The organism is Streptomyces bugieae (genome assembly GCF_036352915.1).
Classification (GTDB): domain Bacteria; phylum Actinomycetota; class Actinomycetes; order Streptomycetales; family Streptomycetaceae; genus Streptomyces; species Streptomyces endophytica.
Genome location: NZ_JAZBJP010000017.1, coordinates 115624 through 138397 on the forward strand (window position 1 = coordinate 115624; position 22774 = coordinate 138397).

At 68.9% G+C, this 22774-nt stretch carries 20 protein-coding genes; 17 read left to right on the top strand and 3 right to left on the bottom strand.

Annotated elements, in window-relative coordinates:
• Nucleotides 1-175 precede the first annotated feature (175 nt).
• Nucleotides 176-1204, bottom strand: a complete 1029-nt coding sequence (locus V2J85_RS24285; RefSeq protein WP_261953796.1) for a cytochrome c oxidase assembly protein — start codon at nucleotides 1202-1204, stop codon at nucleotides 176-178.
• A gap of 838 nt (nucleotides 1205-2042) precedes the next feature.
• Nucleotides 2043-2687, bottom strand: coding sequence for a DUF4232 domain-containing protein (locus V2J85_RS24290; RefSeq protein ID WP_261953795.1), 645 nt, complete (start codon nucleotides 2685-2687; stop codon nucleotides 2043-2045).
• Nucleotides 2688-2975: 288 nt separating this feature from the next.
• Here V2J85_RS24290 and V2J85_RS24295 point away from each other — a divergent pair, with 288 nt between their 5' ends.
• Nucleotides 2976-3101, top strand: a complete 126-nt coding sequence (locus tag V2J85_RS24295) for a hypothetical protein (protein ID WP_261953794.1) — start codon at nucleotides 2976-2978, stop codon at nucleotides 3099-3101.
• A 284-nt stretch (nucleotides 3102-3385) separates the two neighbouring features.
• On the top strand, nucleotides 3386-4018 hold the full coding sequence (locus V2J85_RS24300) for a L,D-transpeptidase (RefSeq protein ID WP_261953793.1): 633 nt from the start codon (nucleotides 3386-3388) through the stop codon (nucleotides 4016-4018).
• On the opposite strand, the gene V2J85_RS24305 is transcribed toward V2J85_RS24300, so the two are convergent.
• On the bottom strand, nucleotides 3979-4422 hold the full coding sequence (locus tag V2J85_RS24305; protein ID WP_261953792.1) for a MarR family winged helix-turn-helix transcriptional regulator: 444 nt from the start codon (nucleotides 4420-4422) through the stop codon (nucleotides 3979-3981). The genes V2J85_RS24300 and V2J85_RS24305 overlap by 40 nt on opposite strands.
• A gap of 99 nt (nucleotides 4423-4521) precedes the next feature.
• Between V2J85_RS24305 and V2J85_RS24310 the strand changes: the two genes are divergently transcribed.
• The 15 genes from V2J85_RS24310 (at nucleotide 4522) to V2J85_RS24380 (ending at nucleotide 22522) form a co-directional block, all read left to right on the top strand.
• Nucleotides 4522-4935: a hypothetical protein gene (locus V2J85_RS24310; protein WP_315975416.1), complete on the top strand. Its 414-nt coding sequence runs from the start codon at nucleotides 4522-4524 to the stop codon at nucleotides 4933-4935.
• Between the two features lie 10 nt (nucleotides 4936-4945).
• Nucleotides 4946-5098, top strand: a complete 153-nt coding sequence (locus V2J85_RS24315) for a hypothetical protein (protein WP_261953791.1) — start codon at nucleotides 4946-4948, stop codon at nucleotides 5096-5098.
• A 578-nt stretch (nucleotides 5099-5676) separates the two neighbouring features.
• On the top strand, nucleotides 5677-6423 hold the full coding sequence (locus tag V2J85_RS24320) for a response regulator transcription factor (protein WP_330822732.1): 747 nt from the start codon (nucleotides 5677-5679) through the stop codon (nucleotides 6421-6423).
• A gap of 156 nt (nucleotides 6424-6579) precedes the next feature.
• Complete coding sequence (locus tag V2J85_RS24325) at nucleotides 6580-7839, top strand: hydroxymethylcytosylglucuronate/cytosylglucuronate synthase (RefSeq protein ID WP_330822712.1); 1260 nt, start codon at nucleotides 6580-6582, stop codon at nucleotides 7837-7839.
• Between the two features lie 45 nt (nucleotides 7840-7884).
• Nucleotides 7885-8901: a cytosylglucuronate decarboxylase gene (blsE, locus tag V2J85_RS24330; RefSeq protein WP_261953788.1), complete on the top strand. Its 1017-nt coding sequence runs from the start codon at nucleotides 7885-7887 to the stop codon at nucleotides 8899-8901.
• Nucleotides 8889-9803, top strand: a complete 915-nt coding sequence (gene blsF, locus V2J85_RS24335) for a CGA synthase-related protein (RefSeq protein WP_330822713.1) — start codon at nucleotides 8889-8891, stop codon at nucleotides 9801-9803. The genes blsE and blsF overlap by 13 nt, the downstream gene beginning before the upstream one ends.
• A 60-nt stretch (nucleotides 9804-9863) precedes the next feature.
• A complete protein-coding gene (gene blsG / locus V2J85_RS24340; RefSeq protein ID WP_330822714.1) occupies nucleotides 9864-11048 on the top strand; it encodes an arginine 2,3-aminomutase in 1185 nt (394 codons plus the stop codon).
• Entirely contained in the window at nucleotides 11045-12223 is a 1179-nt protein-coding gene (locus V2J85_RS24345; protein WP_330822715.1) for a DegT/DnrJ/EryC1/StrS family aminotransferase, read from the top strand. The genes blsG and V2J85_RS24345 overlap by 4 nt, the downstream gene beginning before the upstream one ends.
• Entirely contained in the window at nucleotides 12220-13452 is a 1233-nt protein-coding gene (locus V2J85_RS24350) for an ATP-grasp domain-containing protein (RefSeq protein ID WP_330822716.1), read from the top strand. The genes V2J85_RS24345 and V2J85_RS24350 overlap by 4 nt, the downstream gene beginning before the upstream one ends.
• Before the next feature lie 169 nt (nucleotides 13453-13621).
• The gene (locus V2J85_RS24355) at nucleotides 13622-14791 is read left to right on the top strand and encodes an MFS transporter (protein ID WP_261953783.1); all 1170 of its coding nucleotides are present in this window, start codon (nucleotides 13622-13624) and stop codon (nucleotides 14789-14791) included.
• Nucleotides 14792-14869: 78 nt separating this feature from the next.
• Entirely contained in the window at nucleotides 14870-16741 is a 1872-nt protein-coding gene (locus tag V2J85_RS24360) for a hypothetical protein (protein WP_261953782.1), read from the top strand.
• A gap of 36 nt (nucleotides 16742-16777) precedes the next feature.
• Nucleotides 16778-17443, top strand: a complete 666-nt coding sequence (locus V2J85_RS24365; protein WP_261953781.1) for a class I SAM-dependent methyltransferase — start codon at nucleotides 16778-16780, stop codon at nucleotides 17441-17443.
• Nucleotides 17444-17531: 88 nt separating this feature from the next.
• Nucleotides 17532-18056: a nucleoside 2-deoxyribosyltransferase domain-containing protein gene (locus V2J85_RS24370; RefSeq protein WP_261953780.1), complete on the top strand. Its 525-nt coding sequence runs from the start codon at nucleotides 17532-17534 to the stop codon at nucleotides 18054-18056.
• Nucleotides 18057-18329: 273 nt separating this feature from the next.
• Nucleotides 18330-20234 (top strand): glycoside hydrolase family 5 protein, encoded by a 1905-nt coding sequence (locus V2J85_RS24375; RefSeq protein WP_330822717.1) that lies wholly within the window; start codon nucleotides 18330-18332, stop codon nucleotides 20232-20234.
• Between the two features lie 590 nt (nucleotides 20235-20824).
• Nucleotides 20825-22522, top strand: a complete 1698-nt coding sequence (locus tag V2J85_RS24380) for a glycoside hydrolase family 27 protein (protein ID WP_330822718.1) — start codon at nucleotides 20825-20827, stop codon at nucleotides 22520-22522.
• Nucleotides 22523-22774: the final 252 nt, after the last annotated feature.

Consider the following 22774-nt stretch of genomic DNA (forward strand, 5'->3'; position numbering starts at 1 on the left):
CTCGGCTGTCTGCTGCGAACCGCTGTGGAGGTCGAAGATCGCGTCGGCCAAATCGGGAAGGTCGGTCAGGTCGCTGTCCGCAAGAGCGCCCGGCCCGGGTCTCGCAGAGGCCAAAGCCGGCGGAAGGCCATAGGGGCGACGAGGCTGCTCCCGCAACGCTGGAGGCCGGCGCAGGTCAGGTATCCCGGTGCTGGCGTCGGATCCTGGCAGCGACCTCGTTCTCTTCGGTTTCCCACCAGGGACGTACCCGTTCGGAAGACGGTGCCTGGCCACGGTCCGAAACCGAGGCGGTGGGCTTGGCTGTGGCGAGGGCGAGTTCCGCGTCGAGGTGCTGGTCCAGGGCCACGGTCTGGACCCGCTCCGTGCGCGCCCACTGGAACAGGAGCGCGAGCAGGAACGGAAGGGCGACGAGTTCGGCGATGCTGAGCATGGCGCCGCCGCCGATCTGCTGGTCGTGCTGTACGTCCGGGGACCAGGTCGGCGCGTGGTGCAGATACCAGGCGCCCGCGATCAGCGTGCCGTGCGTCATGACGACGATGCCGGGGACCGCGTCGACGATGCCGTCCAGGAACACCAGCCCCGCCCGCACCGGATGCTTGCACCAGGTGGGCAGCGCTTCCTCGTGGGTCAGCACGGGGATGACGAACAGGGAGCCGGCCGCGAGCAGGTGCAGATACATCAGCTCGTGCAGCCAGCCCACGCGCAGAGCGGTCTCGAAGTACGGCGTGAAGTACACCGTCAGCTCAGTGGCCAGCACCAGGGCCGTACTGACCAGGGGGAACGTCAGCACCCGCACCAGACGGCTCGCCATGGCCCGGCGGACCCGCCCGGCGGCGCCCTCCGGCAGTGCCTCGACCGCGAGCCGCAGCGGGTCGCCGAGGGCCAGCCCCAGGGGTGCGACGAGATCGAGGAGGACGTTCTGCACGGCGGCCGGCCAGAACAGCACGTGGTCGTAGACGGCGAGGGCAGACATCGTGGCCACCACCAGTGCCCCGAGGCCGAGCAGCGCGAAGGCGGCCACACGGGCGGGCGGCCAGGTCTCACCGCGCTGCCGGAGCCGCACAATGCCGTAGCCGTAGAGCGCGCCCAGGGCGACGACCAGCAGCAGCGCGGGGACGTCCAGCTGCCACGTGGACAGTAGGCGTCCTGTGGTCAGCTCCGGGAGCTGACCGCCCGACATGTGGGTCACCACGTGACCGTCCATGCAGATCGTCCTCCTTCGGCTCCGTGCGGAAGAGCCGACTCGGGTCCACAGCAGGACGCTAGTCCTCGGCGGCAGCAAGCCGGGCTTCGGGGGGCCGCAAGCCGGGGTGAAATGCCGGGAGCAGGCAGGACCGAACCAGCCGAGGATCGTCTGGACGGGCAGATGAACCGACCCGACAGCGGACTGGACTCGATGTGCCGGACGCTTCAGCCGCGCACGGCCAGGCCGTCATCAAGACGCCGTCGACGAGGAGGGCATCGCGGGGTGCGGAGCCCAGGCCCTTGCCGAGCCGGTCGGTGAGGCGGGCGAGACGAATCTCTGACTCAGGTCACCAGATCGGTATCGCCCGGCTCAAGTCACGTGCAGCGCACGACGCGTTGTGCACGACGCAGTCGATGCCAATCCTGCCCGAGCCCTGCGGCCCAAGGAGCCCATGCGATGGTTGTCACCGGACGGCGCGCCGGCAGTCACCAGCAGCATCCAACGCAGGATCGTTGCCACCGGCTCCGGCACTCCGCCAATCGCCTCAGCCGCCCAGCAGCCCCCGCGGACAAAGCTGTGTCTGAGCCGTGCGCCGGGCCATGACGGACGCTTCGACCAGTCACAGACCGGCGACGTCCCTGGCCCCCTTCAGCACCGAGTCGAGCGCGTCCACCACGGCGTTGCGCCGCCTCGCGCCCGCCGCCCGATCCGCCTGCTCCCACTCAGCGTCGGGAGGCTCGGCGTCCCCTCCCACATCCAGCCGGACACTATCGCTGGCACATCGAAGCCGTGCCGACGGAGTTCGGGACGCGGGACAGGGCCGGACCGAACTGACGCGTCACTGTCCGACGGGCCGTCAGAAGTCGTACGGCTTCTTGGTGCTCCAGTTCAGCGCGTCGGCCTCGTTCCAGCTGAACTGCGGCTTCTCGCCCTTGATGGCGACGGAGTAGAAGGGGCCGACGTGACCGTCCGCGCCTCGCAGCGCGATGGCGAAGGACTGCGCCGTGTGGTTCTTCGAGCCGTAGTCGAAGAGGTTCACCGCGCTGTATGCCTTGCCGCCGGGCTGGAGCGTGATGTGCGTGTTGCCGCCGGGGTTGTCCTTCTTCGAGTGCGGCAGTGCGGTGCCACGGCCGTCGAGCTTCACGGCCGGGTACGAGGTGACCCAGCATGGCTTGGTGCCCTTGTTCGACGCGGTGACCAGCAGGTGGTCACCCTGCTGCCCGGCGAACCGGTGCACCGCGGTGAGCAGCATCTCGTCGCCGCGGCACTGCTGGGCTCCGGTCGATGTGCCCTTGCTCGCCACCTCGCCCGGAGCGGTCTTCGAGCGCGCGCCCTCGTTGCCGCCCCCGTTGGACGCGGACCGGCTCTGCGCGGTACCGGCGGCGTTGTCGCCGTCCGCCGCCTTCGAGCTGCCGTCGGCGCCGCCGCAGGCGGTCAGGCCCAGCGCCAGCGCGGCGGTGACGCCGGCCAGGGTGGCGGTACGAATCCGGGAAGTACGCATGATCGGGTTCCCCCTGTTTCGTGCGGGAGTTTTTGGCCGTTCCCGCGGTGTGGACACCACTTTTCCCGGGGCCACTGACGTTCCGGTAACGTCTCACTCACGTCCGGCAATCACGCCGCGCGAACGGGTGGCCCGGAGTCGCGGGCGCCTGGAGTTCCTCACCGTGGATCTGGCGCCGCACGCGGTCCCGAACAGCCTACGAAGCACTCCCACACCGATCAGCCGCCGTGCTCGTCACACCGCTGCTGTACCGACGCTGATCGGCAAGGCGCAGAGGGAGGTCGCGGCGTGGTGCAGGGGGCGGCGGAACTGCTGTTCTCCTCCGTCAGCCTCTACAACCACCCAACGCTCTTCGCTGCGGTGGTCGGCGCCATGCGCGTGCTGGCCAACCACCAACGAGCGGGCCTCTTCTGACTGGCCGCCTGCCCCCCCTGGCGGCGCTGCCGCTCGCCATTGGGGGCGCGGATCCGCCGGTCATCCGGTTCTCCTGCCCCACCACCGAAGAATTTGCGATCCGAAGCAACCCGGCGCCGAGCCCGTGCGTATAGGAGGCTAACCGCACCTCACACGTGGGGAGACTTATGCACTTGGACCGTTCGGCCGGTCGGACCGCCGGCCCTCTCGGCGCCGCCGGCACGGCCTGTACCGCTCGGCTTTCGGCCGTGGGCTGCTCGACGGACGCGGGTGCCGGCGTTCGGGTGGCCGCCAGTACACCGGAGGCCCGGGCCTCCGCCTCGACGGCCGCGACGGCCGCGCCCCACCCGCCCCCGGCGCCCGTCCAGCAGGTGACGGTCGACCTGGACGACCACACACTGACCATCGAGGGCAGGAGCTTCCCCATCAGCGCGCCGCAGAAAGACTGCCCGATCGGCGAGACGACGGTCACGGTCACCGCCAAGTACCCCACGCTTACCTTGCGCCCCCTCGCGATCACCAAGTACGCGGACATCAGGCAGTGGGCGGTCACCTTCACCGACCACCGTCACGACCAGCGGCTGCTGATGTGGGCGCTGGACCCCGCCGCCGGTCTCGCCAGCATCGGCCACGACGCCCCCGCCGGCTCCATCGCCCTCGCGCCCGCAGACGGGAAGCAGGTGTACGACCTCATCAGGCCCGGGGCTCGCGTGGAGATCAAGGGCCGGCAGGCCGCGAGTACGGCCTCCCACTCCGCATGCTTCGACCGACAGCCGATCAACCGCGACCACTTATACCGAAACCGCTCGCAGGCCGACCGGAAAGAAGGATCGCTCACGCGCGAGACGGCCGCGCTGAGGGGCAGCTCCGTCCGCTGTCAGGCGAACGGGCCGTCGAACGTGAAACGGCGCAGGTAGCGGGCGAATGCCTCGACCTCGCCCGGTGGCCACGAGGACAGACTCGCCATGATGTGGTTGGCCAGCCGTGCCCGCAGCTCGGCGACGGTGAGCTGGCCCTGCTCGGTGAGGACGAGCAGATACGCGCGCCGGTCTGCGGGGTCCGGTTCGCGCCGGATGAGGCCGGCATCCTCCAGCCGGGAAGCCCGGCGCGTGACGCCGGAGCGGTCGAGTCCCACCTCCGGCGCGAGGTCGGCCGCACTGCAGGGGCCGGTTCGGGCGAGCCCGCTGAGGACGGGATAGGTCAGCTCGTCCAACGCCGGGCCCATGCCTTCGGTCAACTTCCTGTGCAGCTTCGTGCGGGTGGTGCGCCGCAACAGGATGCCCAGCGCGTCCGCGATCCCGTGCCCTGCTTCGTTGTCCACCCCCACAGGATAGCGTGCGCCGCGCACGCATTTGGTGCTACAGTCCAGGAGATACGTGTTCGCTGCACGTATCCAGGGTGCTGTTGGAGAGGAAATACCATGACCCCCACTGGTATCGAGGCCGCCCTGACCGACCTGGTCTTCAACGGGGATCTCACCCCGCAGGAGGCAGCCGACGGCAGCAGGTACGCCGACCGGCACACCGCCCGCCTCGCGAACCTGCACACCGCCCACCTCGCGAAGAAGGACGGCGCGAGCGTGCACACGGAGTGGTACGTATGCGCCGACCTGGCAGCTGACGGCCGGTTCAGCCGCATCGGGGAAACCGCCCTGATGCTCCAGGGCTCCAGCTCGGACCGCAATATCGGCAGCGCCCACCAGCCAGGTGTGATGCATCGGGACGTTGGCTCCACGACGTCCTCCACGGTCAGCTGCTGCGGGAAGGTGCCGAGCGGTTCCGGCGGCTGGACGAACAGTTCACGAACCTACGAACAAGCTGCAACTCGACGCTGAGGAGCACCCCATGACCGGGCACCTGACCGATCACCGCGACAGGCAGCGTGTGGGCGCGACCTTCCCACCGCGCTCAGCAAAGGTGACTGGGACGCAATCCGCTCCCGCCCGCATGACGACCCATCTGTCCGATGTCGACGGCATGCACGCCTTCTTCGTCTGATCGGGCTTCGCCGATCGGGTTCCGTCCCTCCACCCGCCCTGGACACCGTTTCATCAGCCGACGACCTTCGACCAGCCCTTGAGATGTGCTCGGTGAGGCGCTCAGAGCCCTGATGCCGGCATGGCGGGCGAGGCGGCCACGCTCACCTTCGTCGAGAGCTCACCGAGCCCAACCACCTTGGCTCGCCCGCTTCAACGGCCGGCGGTGCACCTCCGAACCGAGACCGACGCCCCGGGCTTCCTCCACGGCCGAGGCCGGGCACAGGTACGGGAGCGCGCCACGCAATCAGTTTCCCGACCCACCCAGCACCACGTCCCCCATATCCCCCACCCCCCATCCCCCGCATCTCCCGCGGACCAGCACCCCGTCGCCGTCGTGGGCACCGCCTGCACACGGCACCGGCGATCGTCGTGGAATTACCGATGTTCTGACCCTGGTCAGCGACGCGCGCATCCTGCGCCGGCGTCGCTACCCGCGCGTCAACCACAACAGCATCACCCATGGAGAGAAACAGGCCGATGAGCCACACGGCTCACGAACCCCCCAATGACGAGCCCACGCAGAAGGAACAGAACTCCATGCACCTGACTTCCCATGAGAAGTGCTCTCCGGTCAGTGGCGATCGGCAAGCGGTCTTAATCGTCCTCGCCCCGGCGGCAACATGCGAAGTGGTGTTGGAGAGTCTGCAGCTGGCGGGGTATCAGGCCATCCGGGCCAGCACCAGAGCCGGGGCGCTGGCGCTGCTGGCCGCCCAGCCGTTCGACCTGGTGATCCTCGACACCCTGATGCCCGACGCGCACGGCCTGGCGGGATATCGGTGCCTGGCCGATGGCAGCGCCCCGGTGCTGTTCCTGACCGAGCCCACGTCATTGGACAGCCTGCGCCCACGGCTCAGTCTCGGCACCGCCGACTACGTCCTCAAACCGCTGCGCGTGCCGGAAATCGTGGCGAGAACACGGGTGTTGCTGCACGACCGGGATGCCGGACGGCCGGAACACGCGCCGCACCATTCCGACCTCATCATGGGCGACCTCGTCCTGAACGACGCAACGTGCCAGGTGTGGCGCGGACCGCGAGAGCTCGGCCTGTCACCCTCGGAGTACCGGCTGCTGCGCTGCCTCTTGGTCCACCCGGGGCAGGTCCTGTCCAAGGAGCAGATCAGTCGGCATGTGTGGGGTGAGGAACGGGCCCGCACCGACAACACCATCGAGTCGCTCATCTCCCGCCTCCGGCGCAAGGTCGACCGGGAGGCTCCCCCCTTGATCCACACCCGTAAGGGATTCGGCTACTGGCTCGGCCCCGTGGATGGGGTCGGGAGCCAGTAGAGCGCGACAGCCGCCCCACCGTGTGACCTGCATCACATCAGGCCGGTATCAGGTGCCTGCCAGGCAGTTGCCAGGTTCGCGTGATGAGTTGTGCTCGTCAAGATCTTCAGTCCCGTCCCGGATCTCCGCCGCGACGGACCCCACCTGAGGAGACCCATGACCGATGTATTCACAGCGGAGAATTCTCCCGGCGGACCATCGAATTCAGGACTGACGATCGCCGTCGCCGGGGCCGAATTCGGGTGGGGAAGCACCGGAAAACTGTGTGCGGTGATGGCCGAGCTCCGTCGATCCGCGCCCGTGCCCCTGCGTTTCATCGGGCTTGCTTCCCGGCTCAGCCGTACCTTGCTCGCCGCACACGGGGTCGACCAGTGGTACGACGTGGCAACCGACGACCGCGAGGCCGTCGCGGAGGTCGCGCGCCACGAGAATGTTGCCGCCGGTCTCGTGGTCCTGGAGGGTCCGGCGGCCTCGTCGCTGGAAGCGGTCGGCGTCCCGACGGTGTTCGTGGACAGCCTGCCGTTCCTGTGGACTCGAAGCGATCTCCCCTCGCTTCCGCTCGATGCCTCCGTCTACTGCGCTCAGCGCTGCATCGAACTGGAGCCGCACAGCCGGGACCTCCTCGCCGCCGTCAGCAATCTGCAATGGGTGGAAGCCGTCGTCCTGGAGAACACCGGAACGCAGGGCGCGGAAACCAGCAATTCGTCGCCCACCGCAGCCCCTTTTCAGCGGGCACTGGTCAGCTTCGGCGGACTGCGGTCTCCGACGCTCACGGACTGGACCAGCTATCCACGCGTCGTCCTTCCCGCGACGCTGAACGCTCTGGAAAGGGCAGGATTCAGCGCGGTCCATGTGGCCGGCAATCTTCCGCGGGAATTTCCCTGGGAGTCGGTGCGTGCATCGCATCCGATGGACGGGGCGTCCATGAAGGTCACCTACGGGCCACTGCCCCACGCGGAATTCCTCCGCCATGTGTCGGAAGCGGACGTGCTGCTCGCCTCGCCCGGTCTCACCACACTCCTGGAGGCGGGCGCACGGTCCACACCGGTGGTGTGTCTGCCGCCCCAGAACCTGAGCCAGATCTTCAACGGCCGCTTCCACAGCAGAGCCGTCGGGGCCGACACCAGGGTCCGCTGGCCGGACGACGTCTTCTCCGAGGAGACGGTGCTGCGGGACCGCACCTCCTCCGAGGACGCGGTGCTGCGCCTGATCTACGGCGGTATCTCCGCCGCGGCCAAGAGCCCGGACCGAGCGGAGACCGCGGTAGGGGCCGGGGTGCTGGCGGCCCTGGAGCGGGCACAGGCCGGCGCCGACTGGTCGGGCCTGGCCCGCGGCGTCGGCGGAGGCGGAGCCCGCCAGGTCGCCGGCCATGTGCTGGCGCTCGCGCTGCCGACATCTGGTGCGGTCTCCGGCTGATCATCACCCGCAGTGCCCAACTACTCGTCACAGAAAGGCTTGCGCATGGCTGGACCGACAGGTGCGGGGCCCCGCACGAGCGCACGTCAGAAGTATCTGTTCATCCGCATCCTCGAAGCCTGCAACGCCGACTGCTTCATGTGTGAGTTCGCGCTGTCCCGCGACACCTACCGGTTCCCGCTGGACGACTTCGACGAGTTGCTGCCGCGGGCAGCCGAGGCAGGAGTGGGCTACGTCCGGTTCACCGGCGGCGAACCGCTGATGCACCCGGACGTCGCCGAGTTGGTGCGCCGGGGCGCCGGCGCCGGGATGCGGATGTCACTCATCACCAACGGGATGATGCTGCCCCGGCGCATCGAGGAGCTCGCCGACGCGGGGCTCGCCCAGGTCATCGTGAGTCTCGACGGCGGCTCGGCGAAGACACACGATGTCTACCGCCGCTCCCCCGGCATGTTCGACAACGGGCTGACCGGCCTGCGCAGAGCGGCCGAACTCGGGGTGCTCCCGCGGGTGAACACCGTGGTGGGACCGCACAACTACACCGAGATGCCGCAGCTCCAGAAGACCCTCACGGAAGCGGGCGTGCGCCAGTGGGAGCTGTCCGCCATCAAGCTGGACCGCAGCATCCGCTACCCGGACCCGGAGCATGTACGGTCCGTCTGCGATCCGGTCTACGAGGCCGACCCGCACACCCACCTGGTCCCGCTCGGCAAGCGCTTCTACGGCGACACGCCCGAGGAGCAGGACCGCTACTTCACCGACTCGACCACACCCCGGGCGAGCGAGCCGCTGTGCCATGTCGTGGACGACGTGATCTACCTGGACGGCAAGTACGAGCGGGCCTATGCGTGCAGTTGCCTGCCGCACCGCGAAAGTTCGGACCCCAACGGCGCGTCCTGGCGTCAGGACGGGGTGATCCGGCTCGACACACCGGCCTTCCGGTCCCAGGTGGACTTCTTCCGTGAGCAGGGACCACGGATCTGCAACGGCTGTTCCACCACAGCCGCCGGGTACAGCGACGATGTGGCCCGGCTGGGGAGCGTACCGCCATGGCAGTACTGAACCGGTGTACCGAGGACCCGGGCACCCCGGCCCGGGGGCATGTCCTGCTGGTGGACGAGCCGCGACTGCTCGACGCATCGACCGCACGGCGCCGCATCGCCGGCCATCTGACGGAACTGGACGTGTCGTACCCGACGGCCCCGTCCACTCCTGACGTGGCGCTCGTCTGTGACGCGCCGGAGGCCGCGGCGCGGCTCTCCGAACAAGGCGTACCGGTGGTGTATCTGCACTGTCGCCACCGGGCGACGGAGATTCCGGCCGTGTCCGCCGTCACCCGCCTTGTGCAACGACCCGATTGGCTCTCGGAGGCGCCGCCGGCGGGTCAGGGCCCCCTGGCTCCCGTGCAGTTGTTGGCACCCCGTCGGCTGACGCGCAACCGCTCGCGTTCCGGGTGCCTGATGCTCGTCTCGGCGTATGGGGTCGACGACGCGGAACGTGCCGATTTCACCGACACCTTCCTGCGGCCGGCCGCAGCGGAGGCGGTGCGCCGCGCCGGCCATTGCGACGTGGTGTGCGACACCGGGTTCACGGCCGTACGGAAGACACTCGGCCCGGTCGCCGGCGTTCGCGTGCACCGGGCCGCAGACGTGGATTTCGACGCACTGCACGCCGCCGCGGAGACGTTCCTCGCCTCCCCGACACTGACCGCCGTATCGCTGGCATGGGCCCGCAACGCCCCCCTGACCCTGTTGCCGCCGCTCGGCCCGGACCAGCGCGATCTGGCCGACCGGCTGCGACGGCTGGTGCCGATCGAGGTGGCGGAGGACGCCCGGCGACCCGCCGTGTGGACTCCGCACCCGGGCCCCTGGTCGTCCCTGGGGGGCGATGACGACGCGCGGCGCGAAGCACAGCGCATTGCCCGTCGCATCCGCCAACTCGCCCTCGTACCCACGGTGTTCTGACGTAACAAGCGCTTCCCCTATCGACACGACCCCGGTTTTCCGCCAGATGGGAGATGTCTGATGCCCGCCATACCCTCAGAGCCCCAACCCGCCCCCCTTCCCCTCACCACTGCCGCCGACTTCCCCGAGGACCAGTGGAACGACTGGCGGTGGCATATGCGCAAGCGCATCAACACCGTCGAGAAGGCACAGCAGTGGATCCGCACGACTCCCGCCGAGGAGAAGGCGATCGCCGAATCGGCCGGCAAGTACCGCTGGTCATTGACGCCTTACTACGCCTCGCTGATGGATCCCGACGATCCGGAGTGCCCGGTCCGGCAGCAGGCGGTGCCGTCGCTCGGTGAGCTGATGGAGTTCCACGGTACGGACGTCGATCCGGTGGGCGACATGTTCTTCCGGAAGACCAACCGCGTGGTGCACAAGTACCCGGACCGGGTGATCATGCTCATCACCGAGGCATGCCCGGTCTACTGCCGGCACTGCACGCGCAAGTTCCACACCACCGACGTGGACGGAACCTACTTCGAGAAGAACGAGGGCGAGGACTTCACCGAAGATCTCCAGTACATCGCCGACCACCCCGAGATCCGCGATGTACTGCTGACCGGCGGCGACCCGCTCTCCTACCGGGACGGCAAGCTGGAAGAGATCATCTCCGGCCTGCGCGCGATACCGAGCGTGGAGATCATCCGCATCGGCAGCCGGTTCCCGGTGCTGCTGCCGCAGCGCATCACCACGGAGCTGTGCGAGATGCTCGCCCGCTACCACCCGGTGTGGCTGAACACCCATTTCAACCACCCCAAGGAAATCACCCCGGAGTCCGAGCGGGCCGTCGACCTGCTGCTGCGCCACGGGATCCCGGTGGGCAACCAGACAGTGCTGCTGCGCGGCGTCAACGACGAGGTGCACACCATGCGCAAGCTCATGACGGAGCTTCTGCGCATTCGCGTACGCCCGTACTACCTCTACCACTGCGACAACGTGACCGGCGTCGCGCACTTCATGACCTCCGTCGAGAAGGGCTGGGAGATCATGGACGGCCTGCAGGGGTACATCACCGGCTTCGGCGTACCGCAGTACGTGCTCACCACCCGGCTCGGCAAGATCCCCATGGCCAGGCCCGCCTACGAGCAGGTTCCCGAAGGCCTGCTGCTGCGTAACTACAAGGGCCAGGAAATGGTCGTGGACCAGGACGTGTATCCGGTCACGGAGCCGTCGGCGGACAACGGGGACGGCGGCCGATGACCCTCCAGAAACGACTGGGCCAGCGTTTTCTGCCCTACGGCGCCAACTACCTCAACTGGTCCGACATGCACGAGTTGCGGCAGGTCATCGAGCAGAGCGTGCTGTTCCGCTATCAGACCGAGTCGGAGAGCATGGCGAGCCGGCTGGAGCGCACGGTGGGTGAGCGGCTGGGCGCCGAGCACGTGCTCGCGGTCCACAACTGCACCGAGGCGCTGCGCCTCGCCCTGGTCTCCACCCGGCCGACAGTGGGTGACGTCGTGTACATCCCCGCGGTCACCTTCGTCGCGGTGGCCGGGGCCGTGCTGTCCACGGGACTGGTCCCGGTGCCGGTCGACGTCGACGAGACGCTGGCCCTGGACACCTCGCTGCTGCCCTCCGACGCGCGCCGGGTGATCGTCGCCCACATGGAGGGCGCCGTCGCACCTCTGCCGACCACGGTGCCCTTCGTCATCGAGGACGCCGCCCAGGCGCTGGGGGCGTCCTTCCCGGACGGCGGCCGCGTCGGCACCCGCGGGTACGCGGGCGCCTTCAGCTTCCACCACAACAAGGTCCTCACCTCCGGCGAGGGCGGGCTGCTGGTCACCAACGACCGGGCGGCGTGGGAGGAGATGCGCTGCTACCACGATCACGGCTCGGCCCGTAAGCCCGGCCGCTACCCCACCTGGAACGAGGACGCCTACTACGGCGAGAACCTGGTCACCAGCGAAGAGGTCGCCGCCATCCAGCTCCAGCAGTTCCGCCACCTCGACGAGGTCCTCGCGGGCCTGGAGCGGCACTACCGGATCGCGTCGCAGGAGGTGCCCGACCGGCCCGGCATCGAGCTGGTTCCGCGGTCGCCCGGCGATGTCAAGATCAGTCTGCGGCTGCGCCTCGCGAGCCGGGAACTACGCGACACCGCGGTCGACCGGCTCACCGAGCAGGGCATCGCCAACTGGACGCTCGGCAAGTACTTCCTGCCCGAGCACCCGGTCCTCGTGGGGCGGCGCTCGCTGTACGCGGACGGCTTCCCCTGGAACCTCGCCGACAGCGTGCCCCGCGCCCTCACCCGCGATGGCTTCGCCCGCACCCGCTCCCTCCTGGACCGCACCCTGTGCGTTCCGCTGTCTCCGGAGCTGAGCGAGCAGGAGCAGGCCACGGCGGCCAAGCTGCTGCGCCGGACCCTGGAGACGATGTGAGCGGCTTGCTGCTGGTGGACGACAGGCCCAACTCGTTCACCAGGTACGCGGTGCGGCACCGGGCCGAGGAGTTGGTCCTGCTGCGTTTCGAGGAGGCGCGCGACGACCTGCCGGCAGGGCATCTGCGTGACACGGCTCAGCTGCCCGCGTTCTGGGTCCGCAGCGATGTGCCGCTCACCGAGGAGGCGCGCCGCTACCGCGACTGGATCGCGCGACAGCCGGTGCGGCCGGTGCACTTCTGCAACCCCTCCGAGCCCCGTCAGCACATCGCCCAGCGCTTCGCGGGCCTGGTGGGACTGCCGCATCTGACGACCGAGCAGGTGCGGTGGGTGCGGGACAAAGCGGCGATGAAGGACAAGTTCCGCGCACTGGGCCTGCGTACGGCCGCGTACCGGAGGGTCTCCGTCGCCGAGGACGTCACGGACTTCGCCGCGGAACACGGCTGGCCGGTCGTCCTCAAGCCGGTCGACTCCTTCGCCTGCCTCGACACCTATCTGCTGCGCGGACCCGCGGATCTGCGGCAGGTGGACCTCGCCGCGCGCCACTTCATGGTGGAGGAGCATCTGGGCGGCACGGAGTGGGAGGCATGCGCCCTGATCCACCGGGGCGAGGTGCTGGACGTCTGGCCGAGCGCCATGCCCTGCCGGCCGCTGGACATCGTCGAGGGCGCGATGAACGCCAACATCAGCGTCGGCTCGGGGCCGGGACCGCGCTGTGACGTGGCCGGCCTGGTGCGGCAGGTGGTGACCGGGATGGACATCGACCACGGCTATCTGCACATGGAGTTCTTCGAGACCGACGACGCCGTCTACGCGGGCGAGGTCGGTGTCCGGCTGGCGGGCTGCGAGATCACCGCGAACCATGGACACGCCTACGGCTTCGACGTCTTCGGCGCCACGCTCGATGTCTACACCGGCCGCCGGCCCCGGCTGGACTACGGCGTCCGGCGGTGCGTGGGCGATCTGCTGCTGCCGCTGCCGGACTCCGGCCGGGTGCTCGCGATCACCTCGCCCGAGGAACTGCTGCGCATGCCGGGGGTCATCGAAGCCGTCGTACGGATGGCGCCCGGAGACCGGGTCACGGCCCGACGCGCCTCGCACAACGCGTCCGGATTCGTGCACGTCGAAGGCGCCACGGTGGCGGAGGTCGAGGAACGTATGCGGAACGTACTGGAGCACTTCCGCATCGACATCGCAGCGGTGCCCGAGCCCTCGACGGCCTCTCCGTGACCCTGTCCACGGCACGGCAGCACACCCGAGTCGCAGGGCAAGCACAGGAAAGAACGGAGAGCCAGGTTCGATGGTCGCTACGGTCAGGCAGTTCCTTCGCCTTCTCCAACAGCCGTACGTGGCCGGGGCCGCCGGCTGGAGCGTGGTATGCCGGTTACCCGTCTACCTCATGTCGCTGGCCCTGGTGCTGGTGGTGCGGGAGCAGGGCGGCAGCTACCCCCAGGCGGGGCTGGTCTCGGCGCTCTACGCCGTGGGCATGGCGGTGGGCGGTCCGTTCGTCGCCCGCCGGATGGACCGCACCAACCCGCGCGACGCACTGCTGCTCACGGGTCTGGTGTATCCGTCGGCGCTCACCGCGCTGGTGTGGTGGACGGAACCGGCCACACCCGGGCAGCTCGTTCTGGCACTGATGGCGGGTGTCGCCCTGCCTCCGGGCAATGCGTGCATGCGCTCCCTGTGGGCCCGGATCCCGCTGGCGGAGGAGGAGCGGGAGACGGCCTACCTGTGGGAGGCACTGCTCGCCGAACTGCTCATCACGGGCGCACCGTTGATATTCGCCGTGCTGATGGTCACCGGATCGGCGAGTACGGCGCTCACCGCGGTGGCGGTCGTGGGCGGCGTCGGAGCCGTGGGCCTGGGGACGGCACGGCTGCTGCGGCCCCGGACAGCCGACGACAGCGCAACCTCGCCGGGCACGGCGGAGGACGGTACCCCGCCGGAGAACACCGGGAACCAGGGCGCACGCGGTGTCCTGGGGCCGATCCGCAACAGCGGCATGCCGGCCCTCCTCCTGGTGATGGCCGCCGCCTCCGTCCCGATCGGGCTGATGACACTGGCCATTCCGGCCTTCGTCGACGAGCAGGGCTCTCCCGGACACACCGGGGTGGTGTACGCCTGCTGGGGCGTCGGCAGCGCCGTAGGTGCCCTCCTGCTGGGGCGATCCCAGTCGGAGCGGCCGGTGCACCGTCGCTTCCCCTGGCTTCTGCTCGCCTACGCGGGCGGGACCGCGCTGCCGCTGCTGGCCGTCTCCGAGGTCACACTCGCCGTGACCCTGGCCGTGGGAAGCGTCCCGATCGCACTCGTGTCGGCCAGTGAGATGTCCTTGGTGAGCAGGCTGGCCGACAGCGACAAGGCGGCGGAGGCGTTCACCTGGGCATCCTTGGCCACGGTCATCGGTGACGCCCTGGGTCAGCAGATCGGCGGCCTGTTGGTCGAACCGCTGGCGGCGCGCGGGGTGTTCGCGGTCGCGGTTGGCGTGTCGCTCGCCGCCTCGGCCGGGGCGTTCGCCTTCCGCGGGCTGTTCGCCGGTGCGCCCAGGCAGGCAACTGCTCCGGCCTGACCCGCTCTCCGCGTATCCCACGGCCCGCGCAACGACCGCTCCGGGCACAGCACTGAAGAAGGAACACGAGGTCATCTCATGCAGTCCACCCACTCGCAAGGGCACGCCGGGCCCCCTCGACGGCCCCAGGCTCCGTTCCGCCCGGTCGCCCACGAGGAGCTCCCCGCGGCGGTCAAGGATTTCCTGGGCAGCCCCCTGGAGGGCGGCATTCCGGTGGTCGTGGAGGGCCGCCCCGACCTGGCCGACAGCGTCGAGCTGGCCGCCACGCTGTATTCCGGCACGACACTGCCCACACCGTTGGATCACGGCGTGCTGCTCGACGATCCCGACGAACTGCCCGCCGGACTGGCAGAGTTGGCCCGGCCACTGGCCAGGACCTGGCTGACCGCGGACTCCCTCGACCGGCTGCGCCAGGAGGGGCACGGGACCCTGCTCGTGCTGAGCACCTACGACCGCCTCCGCCTCGATCCGGTCAGAGAGCTGCTGAACAGCACCTATCGGACCCAGGGATTCCGGGTGACGTTCCTCAGCGGTCGCGACTCCCGCTCACTCCTGTGGAACGTGGCCAAGCAGTACGCCCGGCCGTACGAATCCCTGGACGAGCTCGGACTGTTCACCGACACCGACCGGCCGACGCCCCACGACACCGTCCGGGTCTATGACGACCGTGACTTCGAACGCATCGACATCCAGGCCGAGATCCTTGGCAAACGCTGGCGGAAGGTCGTCTTCCAGGGGCACGGCAAGGACGACAGCATCAACCTGGGCGAGTTCACCATCTGCGGACTCAACCCGGTGGTCCCGCGCCACGAGGAACTCCTCGGCCCGCGCTGCGCCTATGGCTTTGCCTGCTACAAGCCCGAGGACAAACTCGTCCCGCTGAACCGGGTCGCGGCGGCCGAAGTGGTCCTCAGCGCCTGCAACAGCGGACCGCTCGCCGACCTCGTCCTCTACGACCCCCGCTACCAGATCCTCCTCAATGCGCTCGACGGCCCGGCCCGTACCGTCGTGTCGGCCGTCTCCGTGCACGACTCGGACCGGCCGGAGAACGCCGCCTGGATGCGCGCGGCGACCGCCGACGCGGATTCGGTGGACGTGCTCAACGCGAGCCTGGCGGGATCGCACCCCTACCCCGCCTTCATGCGGTTCGGACTGCCTGCCGGTCCCGCCGACGCGGTACCCGAACCGTCCGACCACAGCCCCGACGACCTTCTCCTGACCGTCGGCACCCGCCTCACCGCGCTCCTCACCGGTGAACTGCTGCCCCACAACAACCCCTTGCGGCCCCGGCTGGCCAAACTCGCCCGCAAGGTGGACCAGTGGGTGGCACGGCCCACGCACCTGGCCGAGCAGTCCCCCGAGGAGCTCCACACCTCGCTCACGGCGGACCTTCAGTCACTCGACCACGTGCTGGCCCAGGAGATCGGCAAGAACCCCGAAACCGAGGTGATGAACTACCCCGCCCACTTCGGCGACCGCAGCCGGCTGGACCCGCACGTCGAGGAAGTGATCTGCCACTGCGGCCGCCCGGCCCAGCGATTCATCCGCCGAGGGCTGCTGCCCCACGTCCTGGACACCGTCTGCGTGGTGTGTCTGCGCTGTGGTGACGTCACCTTCCAGGTACCGGACGCGCCGCAGCTGCTGGCGTACGCACCGGACGAGGTGCCGGTGGGCGGGGTCCTGGAGATCCGGGCACGCCTGACCGCCGCCCGGCCGGGGCCGGTGCGTCTGGGGCTGTTCGTGCCCGCCTATATGCGCGAGGACACCCTCGTGGAGCCGTCCACCACCAAGGTCAGGGGTTCCGGCAGGCACGCCCAGGACGTGTCCTTCCGCGTGCACGTCGCCGACAACACCCCTCCGCAGGCTTACTACTTCACCGTTTTCGCGGTCCAGGACCTCGCGGTGTCCACCGCCAGACGGCACTTCGGAGTAGTACCCCGTCGGGGCTGACCCCCCTCCGCCCCACTCCCCCCAGGAAGGATGACCATGACCAGTTCCCTGCACCCCGGCAAGGACAACGACGAGCGAACGGCCGCAGAAGGAGCGAAGACCCCCGAGATCGAGCTGATCGAGACCGACGGCGAGGTCACGCTGAGCATCGGCGGCGAACAGGCCATGCAGGCATGGGAGCGCGACCTGATGTGGGCCAGCGCCGATCTGCTGTGCCAACACGGTAAGGACTTCTACGAGGTCGGCCTGGGACTCGGCCTCTCCGCGCTGCGGATCGCCGCCAACCCGGCGACCCGCAGCCACACCGTCCTCGAAGTCTTCGACGAGGTCGAGGAGTTGTTCCGGGCCAGGCACCCCGAGCTGCCGCCCACGCTCTCCATCGAGCGAGGGGACTTCTTCCAGCGGATCCGGGAACTTCCCTCCGAGAGCATCGACGGCATGTTCTTCGATCCGGCCCTGGACATGGATGTCTGGAAGGACGCCGATCTGTGGTCCGCGTCCATGACCGAGGTGGTACGGGTACTGCGGCCCGGGGGCGTGTTCATCCCCTTCTTCAGCACCAGGCCGGAGCTGCGCTGGCAGTACGTCGACCACTTCCGCAGGATCCACGTCGAGCGGCACACCTACCAGGCGTACGACACCACCGAGTACGCCTACGGCACGACCGGCAACGCCTACATCCAGTGCTTCTTCAAGGACTGAGGGCCCGGCGCCGGAACGCCGCACCACTCCCCGACCGCAGTTCACCGCTCCTGTCCCTCTCGTCCCGCTCCCTCCAGGAGGTCATGCCATGACTACAACTGCTCCTCGCGGCGGCACCCCCGACTCCGCCTGCTACGACGTGTCGAGTGTGTTCCTCGGCGGGCCCTTCATGGGGCTCGTCGACTCCGAGTCCGGCCGGATGTCGGACCGCGACTGTCTGCCGTTCGCGGTGCTGATCGAGCACTTCGAGCGACAGGGCCTGCACGTCTACAACGCCCACCGCCGGGAAGCCTGGGGCGCGGAGGTGATGCCGCCGGACGAGTGCACGGCGCTCGACCAGAAGGAGATCGAGAAGGCGGATGTGTTCGTCGCGATTCCCGGCATCCCACCGTCACCCGGCACCCACATCGAAATGGGCTGGGCCAGCGCGTTCGGCAAACCGATAGTCCTGCTGCTGGAAGAGGGCAAGGACGAGGAGTACGGGTTCCTCGTGCGGGGCCTGCGCGCGGTCGCGACCGTCGAATACGTCCGCTGCACGGACATCGCCGCCGCGCTGCCGGAGGTCGACGCGGCCATCCGCCGAGCGGTGGAACGGCTGCGAACAGCCGCCTGATGTGCTTCTGACGGGCACGGCCGGTTGCGGGAACGATCCGCAGCCGGCCGTCCTCGACCGTGCCCGTGTCCGAGCCGGTGTCGGAGACGGGGAAGCACTGTTGAATCACTCTGTGTGGCGGCTGATCCACGGCCCTCAAGGGCTGGCGGACTTCACGCGGTACGGAAACCATGGGCGGATGCCCCATGTCCAAGACCGATCCGTGCTCCTCAGTCCCGCGGCGTTCGGCGAGTCCGTGCCCGCGCTCCGGCCCACGAACCTCGGAGGGACCCTATGAGAAGACCCCTGCTGCCGGCGATGCTCGTCGGGGCGCTGTTACTCGGAGCGCTCGGCGCGCCCGGAGCAGCCGCGTCGACGGCCCCGCACCCCGCACCCCCGGCGGTCGGCGAGCCGAAAGCCCTCATCGATTCGTGGCGTCCGCCGCTCAGCACCCGGGGCCGCTACATCGTGGACGCTGACGGCAATCGCTTCAAGCTCAAGTCGGCCAACTGGCAGGGTGCCCAGGGCTCCTGGAACGGATCCGGAGACATCACCGACCCGGCGAACCACCACGACGGCGAGAAGTCCGACCAGATGCCGCTCGGCCTGGACCGCGCTCCGATACCGAAGATCCTCGCCGGATTCCACGAACTCGGCATCAACAGCATCCGGCTGCCGTTCTCGAACGAGATGCTGCACGACAAGCGCCCGGTCCCGGACTCATCGGTCGCCGCCAACCCGCAACTGCGCGGCAAGACCCCGCTCCAGGTCCTCGACGCGGTGGTCGCCGCCACCACCTCGGAAGGCTTCGCGGTGGTGCTCAACAACCACACCAACACGTCGCGTTTCTGCTGCGGTCTGGACGGCAACGAACGGTGGAACACCAGTCAGTCCACCACTCAGTGGGAGGACGACTGGATCTCGCTCGCCCGCCGCTACAAGGACAACAAGCGCGTCGTCGGAGCCGACCTCTACAACGAGGTCCGCCGGACCGTCACGGACGACGCCAACTGGAACTGGGGCGACAGCCACGACTGGTGGGCCGCCTCCCAGCACCTCGGCGACCGTCTGCTCACGGAGGCCAATCCCGATCTGCTGGTGGTCGTCGAGGGCATCAACTGGCAAGGGATCCCGGCGGACGGGCTGTTCCACTGGCGGCCGACGCTCGAACCGGTACGCACTCTGTCGCACACTCTCGTCGCCTCGAACAAGCTGGTGTACTCGGCGCATTTCTACGGCTACACCGGACCGAACCACACGGGCGCGACCGGAATGGGCGAGACCCACGATCCGCGCTACCAGGAACTCTCCCGCGAGGATCTGTTCGCGACCCTGCGGCGCCAGGCGTTCTACGTCACCGAGGCCGGACGCCACTACACCGCGCCTCTGTGGATCAGCGAGTTCGGCATCGGCAGGGATGAGACGAAGCCGCAGGCGCGAGCCTGGTTCGGCAATTTCGTGGACTATCTGATCGACCAGGACACCGACTTCGCCTTCTGGCCCCTGGTCGGATGGGCCGGCCACGGCACCTGGTCAATGATCGACTTCGACACCGCCGGACGGCGTTCCGGCATCCTGGACGGCGGTGACTGGCGCGCGGCCGACTGGAAGCATCTGGTGGCCGCGCCGCAGAAGACGGGGCAGATCGCCGTCTCCGACGCCTGGGACATGCTGAACCTCGACCACACCGACGCGGTCCAGTCGGCGCGGGTACGGACGCGAGGGGACTGGGACCCGGGAGCACGCAAGGGGGTCTGCCCCGACGGGCAGCGCCTCATCGGCCTGGCACACCGCGACGGGCGTGGCCTGTGCACCGACGCCGGAGCCGCCGGGCTCGCCGGGACCGACCCGGTGCTGAGCGTCGTGCACGACGAACGCCATGTCCAGCAGGGCGACTGGGCGGGTGGCTACACCAAGTACCAGTGCGGGCTCGGCCAGTTCATGATCGGCTACAGCGTGCGCGGCCAGGCGGTCTCGGGCGTACTGTGCGCCGAGTCGAGCAGGGCACTCAGCACGGACGGCCGTACGGTCTGGTTCGACCGAGGCGACGACCGCCCGGCCGGGGGCCCGGGCGGGGAGTTCGCGCAGGGCACCTATAAGGGCCAGTGCCGAACCGACGAGTTCGCGGCTGGAATCGCCTTCACCCACGCGTGGGCCAAGGGCGGGACCCCGGACGCCCTGCTGTGCCGCAAGCTCTGACCGACGCCGCCCGAGGGCGATCCGGTCACCTCGGACCCGCTTCACCCGGAGGACGGAGCACCGCATGGGCTCCGGTCACCGGCGTGGGGCGGGTCGAGGACCTCGTGGGCTCCATGGGCTCCGGGCGTCTCGTGGTGGCGTTCGGTGCTCTCGCCTTCGGCACGGTGCGGCTGAACCCGGCGCCGCAGCACAGAGGTTGAGAATTGTTTCAACGTGTGCGACCTGGCCGAATCAGCGTTTCGATTACCCGCGGGCATTGACTGTTTATGTTGTTTTTGGTTCGCTTACCCGCGCACCGCATCAGATATCGGATCCGCCGTCACCGCCTAGTCCACCGACGAACGCACCTGGGCCGAAGTGGACACGGCCACCCCGCCGAAGGTGACGGACACTCAGGACATGAGCGTGTTCATCAGCCCTCACAGCACGGGAACCCGTGGTGAAGCCAACCGCATCGGCTTCGCACAGAGCTGAGGTCGGCTGCGGAGCGGATCTCTTGGCCGTGCTGCTCCCGCCGCTCGCACGCACCCGGGTCCCCCGGCTCACCGGACGGAATCCACCCGGATCCTCGACTCCCCGCTGGAGCCCCCATGCGTGTGCTCTCCCGCCTGCTGTTCGCCGTATCCCTCATACTCCCTCTGCTCGGCGTCCCCCTGCTCACCGCGGGCCCCGCCCAGGCCCTGGACGATCAGCTGGCCCTGACCCCACCGATGGGCTGGAACAGCTGGAACACCTTCGGCTGCAACGCAACCGAGCAAATCGTCATGGACACTGCCGACTTCATGGCATCCAGCGGCATGCGCGACGCCGGCTACCAGTACCTCACCATCGATGACTGCTGGATGGAACGGTCCCGCGACTCCGGAGGCCGTCTCGTCCCTGATGCGCAGAAGTACCCCCACGGCCTGGCGGAACTCGCCACCTATGTTCATGGCAAGGGCCTCAAGTTCGGCGTCTACGAGAGCCCGACTTACCACACGTGCCAGGGCTTCCCCGGAAGTCTTGGCCATGAGCAGCAGGACGCGGACACCTTCGCCTCGTGGGGCGTGGACTTCCTCAAGTACGACAACTGCACGGCCAGCGATCCTTCCCAGCGGCCCGGCGACGAAAGGCTGCCGCTGGAGACCCGGGACTCCCTCATGCGCGACGCCCTCAAGCGAACCGGCCGGCCGATCGTCTTCAGCCTCTCGCTCCAGCCCGCGGCCCAGGGCGAGTCTCCCTGGGAGTGGGGCAAGAGCGTGGCCGACATGTGGCGCATCGACGGGGATCGGGACGCCTCCTTCGACGGCCTCAAACGACTCATCCACACCGACTTGGACAAGGCGAAGTGGGCCGGTCCCGGCGGATGGAACGACATCGACATGCTGGGGACCGGCAACTACGCCTTTGCGGCGGGTTCCAACGACCCCAACAAGCGCCTGACGTATGACCAGGAGAAGTCCGAGCTGTCGGTCGCCGCAGTGCTCGCGGCCCCACTGATCTCGGGTGCCGACCTGCGTACGCCCGCGGCCGCCGGCAGTTCCGGCTTCCCCATCAGCGACCAGGACCTGAGCGTCTACCTCAACAAGGACGTCATCGCCGTCAATCAGGACAGCCGTGGCGAGCAGGGCACGGCGGTCACCACCGCGAACGGCCTGAACGTGCTCCGTCGCTCCCTGGTCAACGGCGACGTCGCCGTGGCCCTGTTCAACGAGACGTCCTCCCAGGCCGTCATCTCCACCACCGCGGCGGCCGCCGGCCTCCCGGCGAACAGCGCCGGTTACAACCTCAACGACTTGTGGGCACACACCAGCCACGTCAGCACCGACGGCACCATCAGCGCCACCGTTCCGGCCGGCGGCACCGTGCTCTACCGGGTGAGCCCGCGGCCCCACGTCACGGGGCCGGCGAATGAGCTCGTCTCCCTGTCGTCCGGTCGCTGCCTGGACGCCTGGAACAATCAGACCTCCCCCGGTACCAAGATCGAGATCTGGTCCTGCAATGGCGGCGGCAACCAGCGGTGGTCCTTCACCTCCAACGACGACCTGCGTGCCTACGACGGCACCCAGTGCCTGGGCGCCATGAACGGCAGTCTGTCCTCAGGCACTTTGGTGGTGATCCAGCCCTGCGACGGCAGCGCAGGCCAGAAGTGGCGGCTCAACCCCGACGACACCATCACGGCGGTGTCGCAGGGCGGCCTGTGCCTCGCTGTGACGGGAGACAACCTTCCGCAAGACAACCAGGACGGCACCACCGTCGAGGTCCACAACTGCAACGGCACTGCGAACCAACGCTGGACCACACGGTGATTCCCTCGGCAGCGGCGGACGCGCGCAGTGGAGGCGACGTCGTTCTCCGCCACCTGACCGGCCAACGGGTCGACACCACGACACGCTGACACCTGGCCCCCGCCGCCGTCACCCGCCGCCCTGCGGGCGTATGACCTGCGTCGGCGGGACCACCCTCCGGAACAGAGTCCATCACCGCTCCGGAACCAGCCACGCCGTCGCGCTGGGCCGCCGGCCCGCCGCAGGATCCGTCCTGCACGGCTCAACGAACGA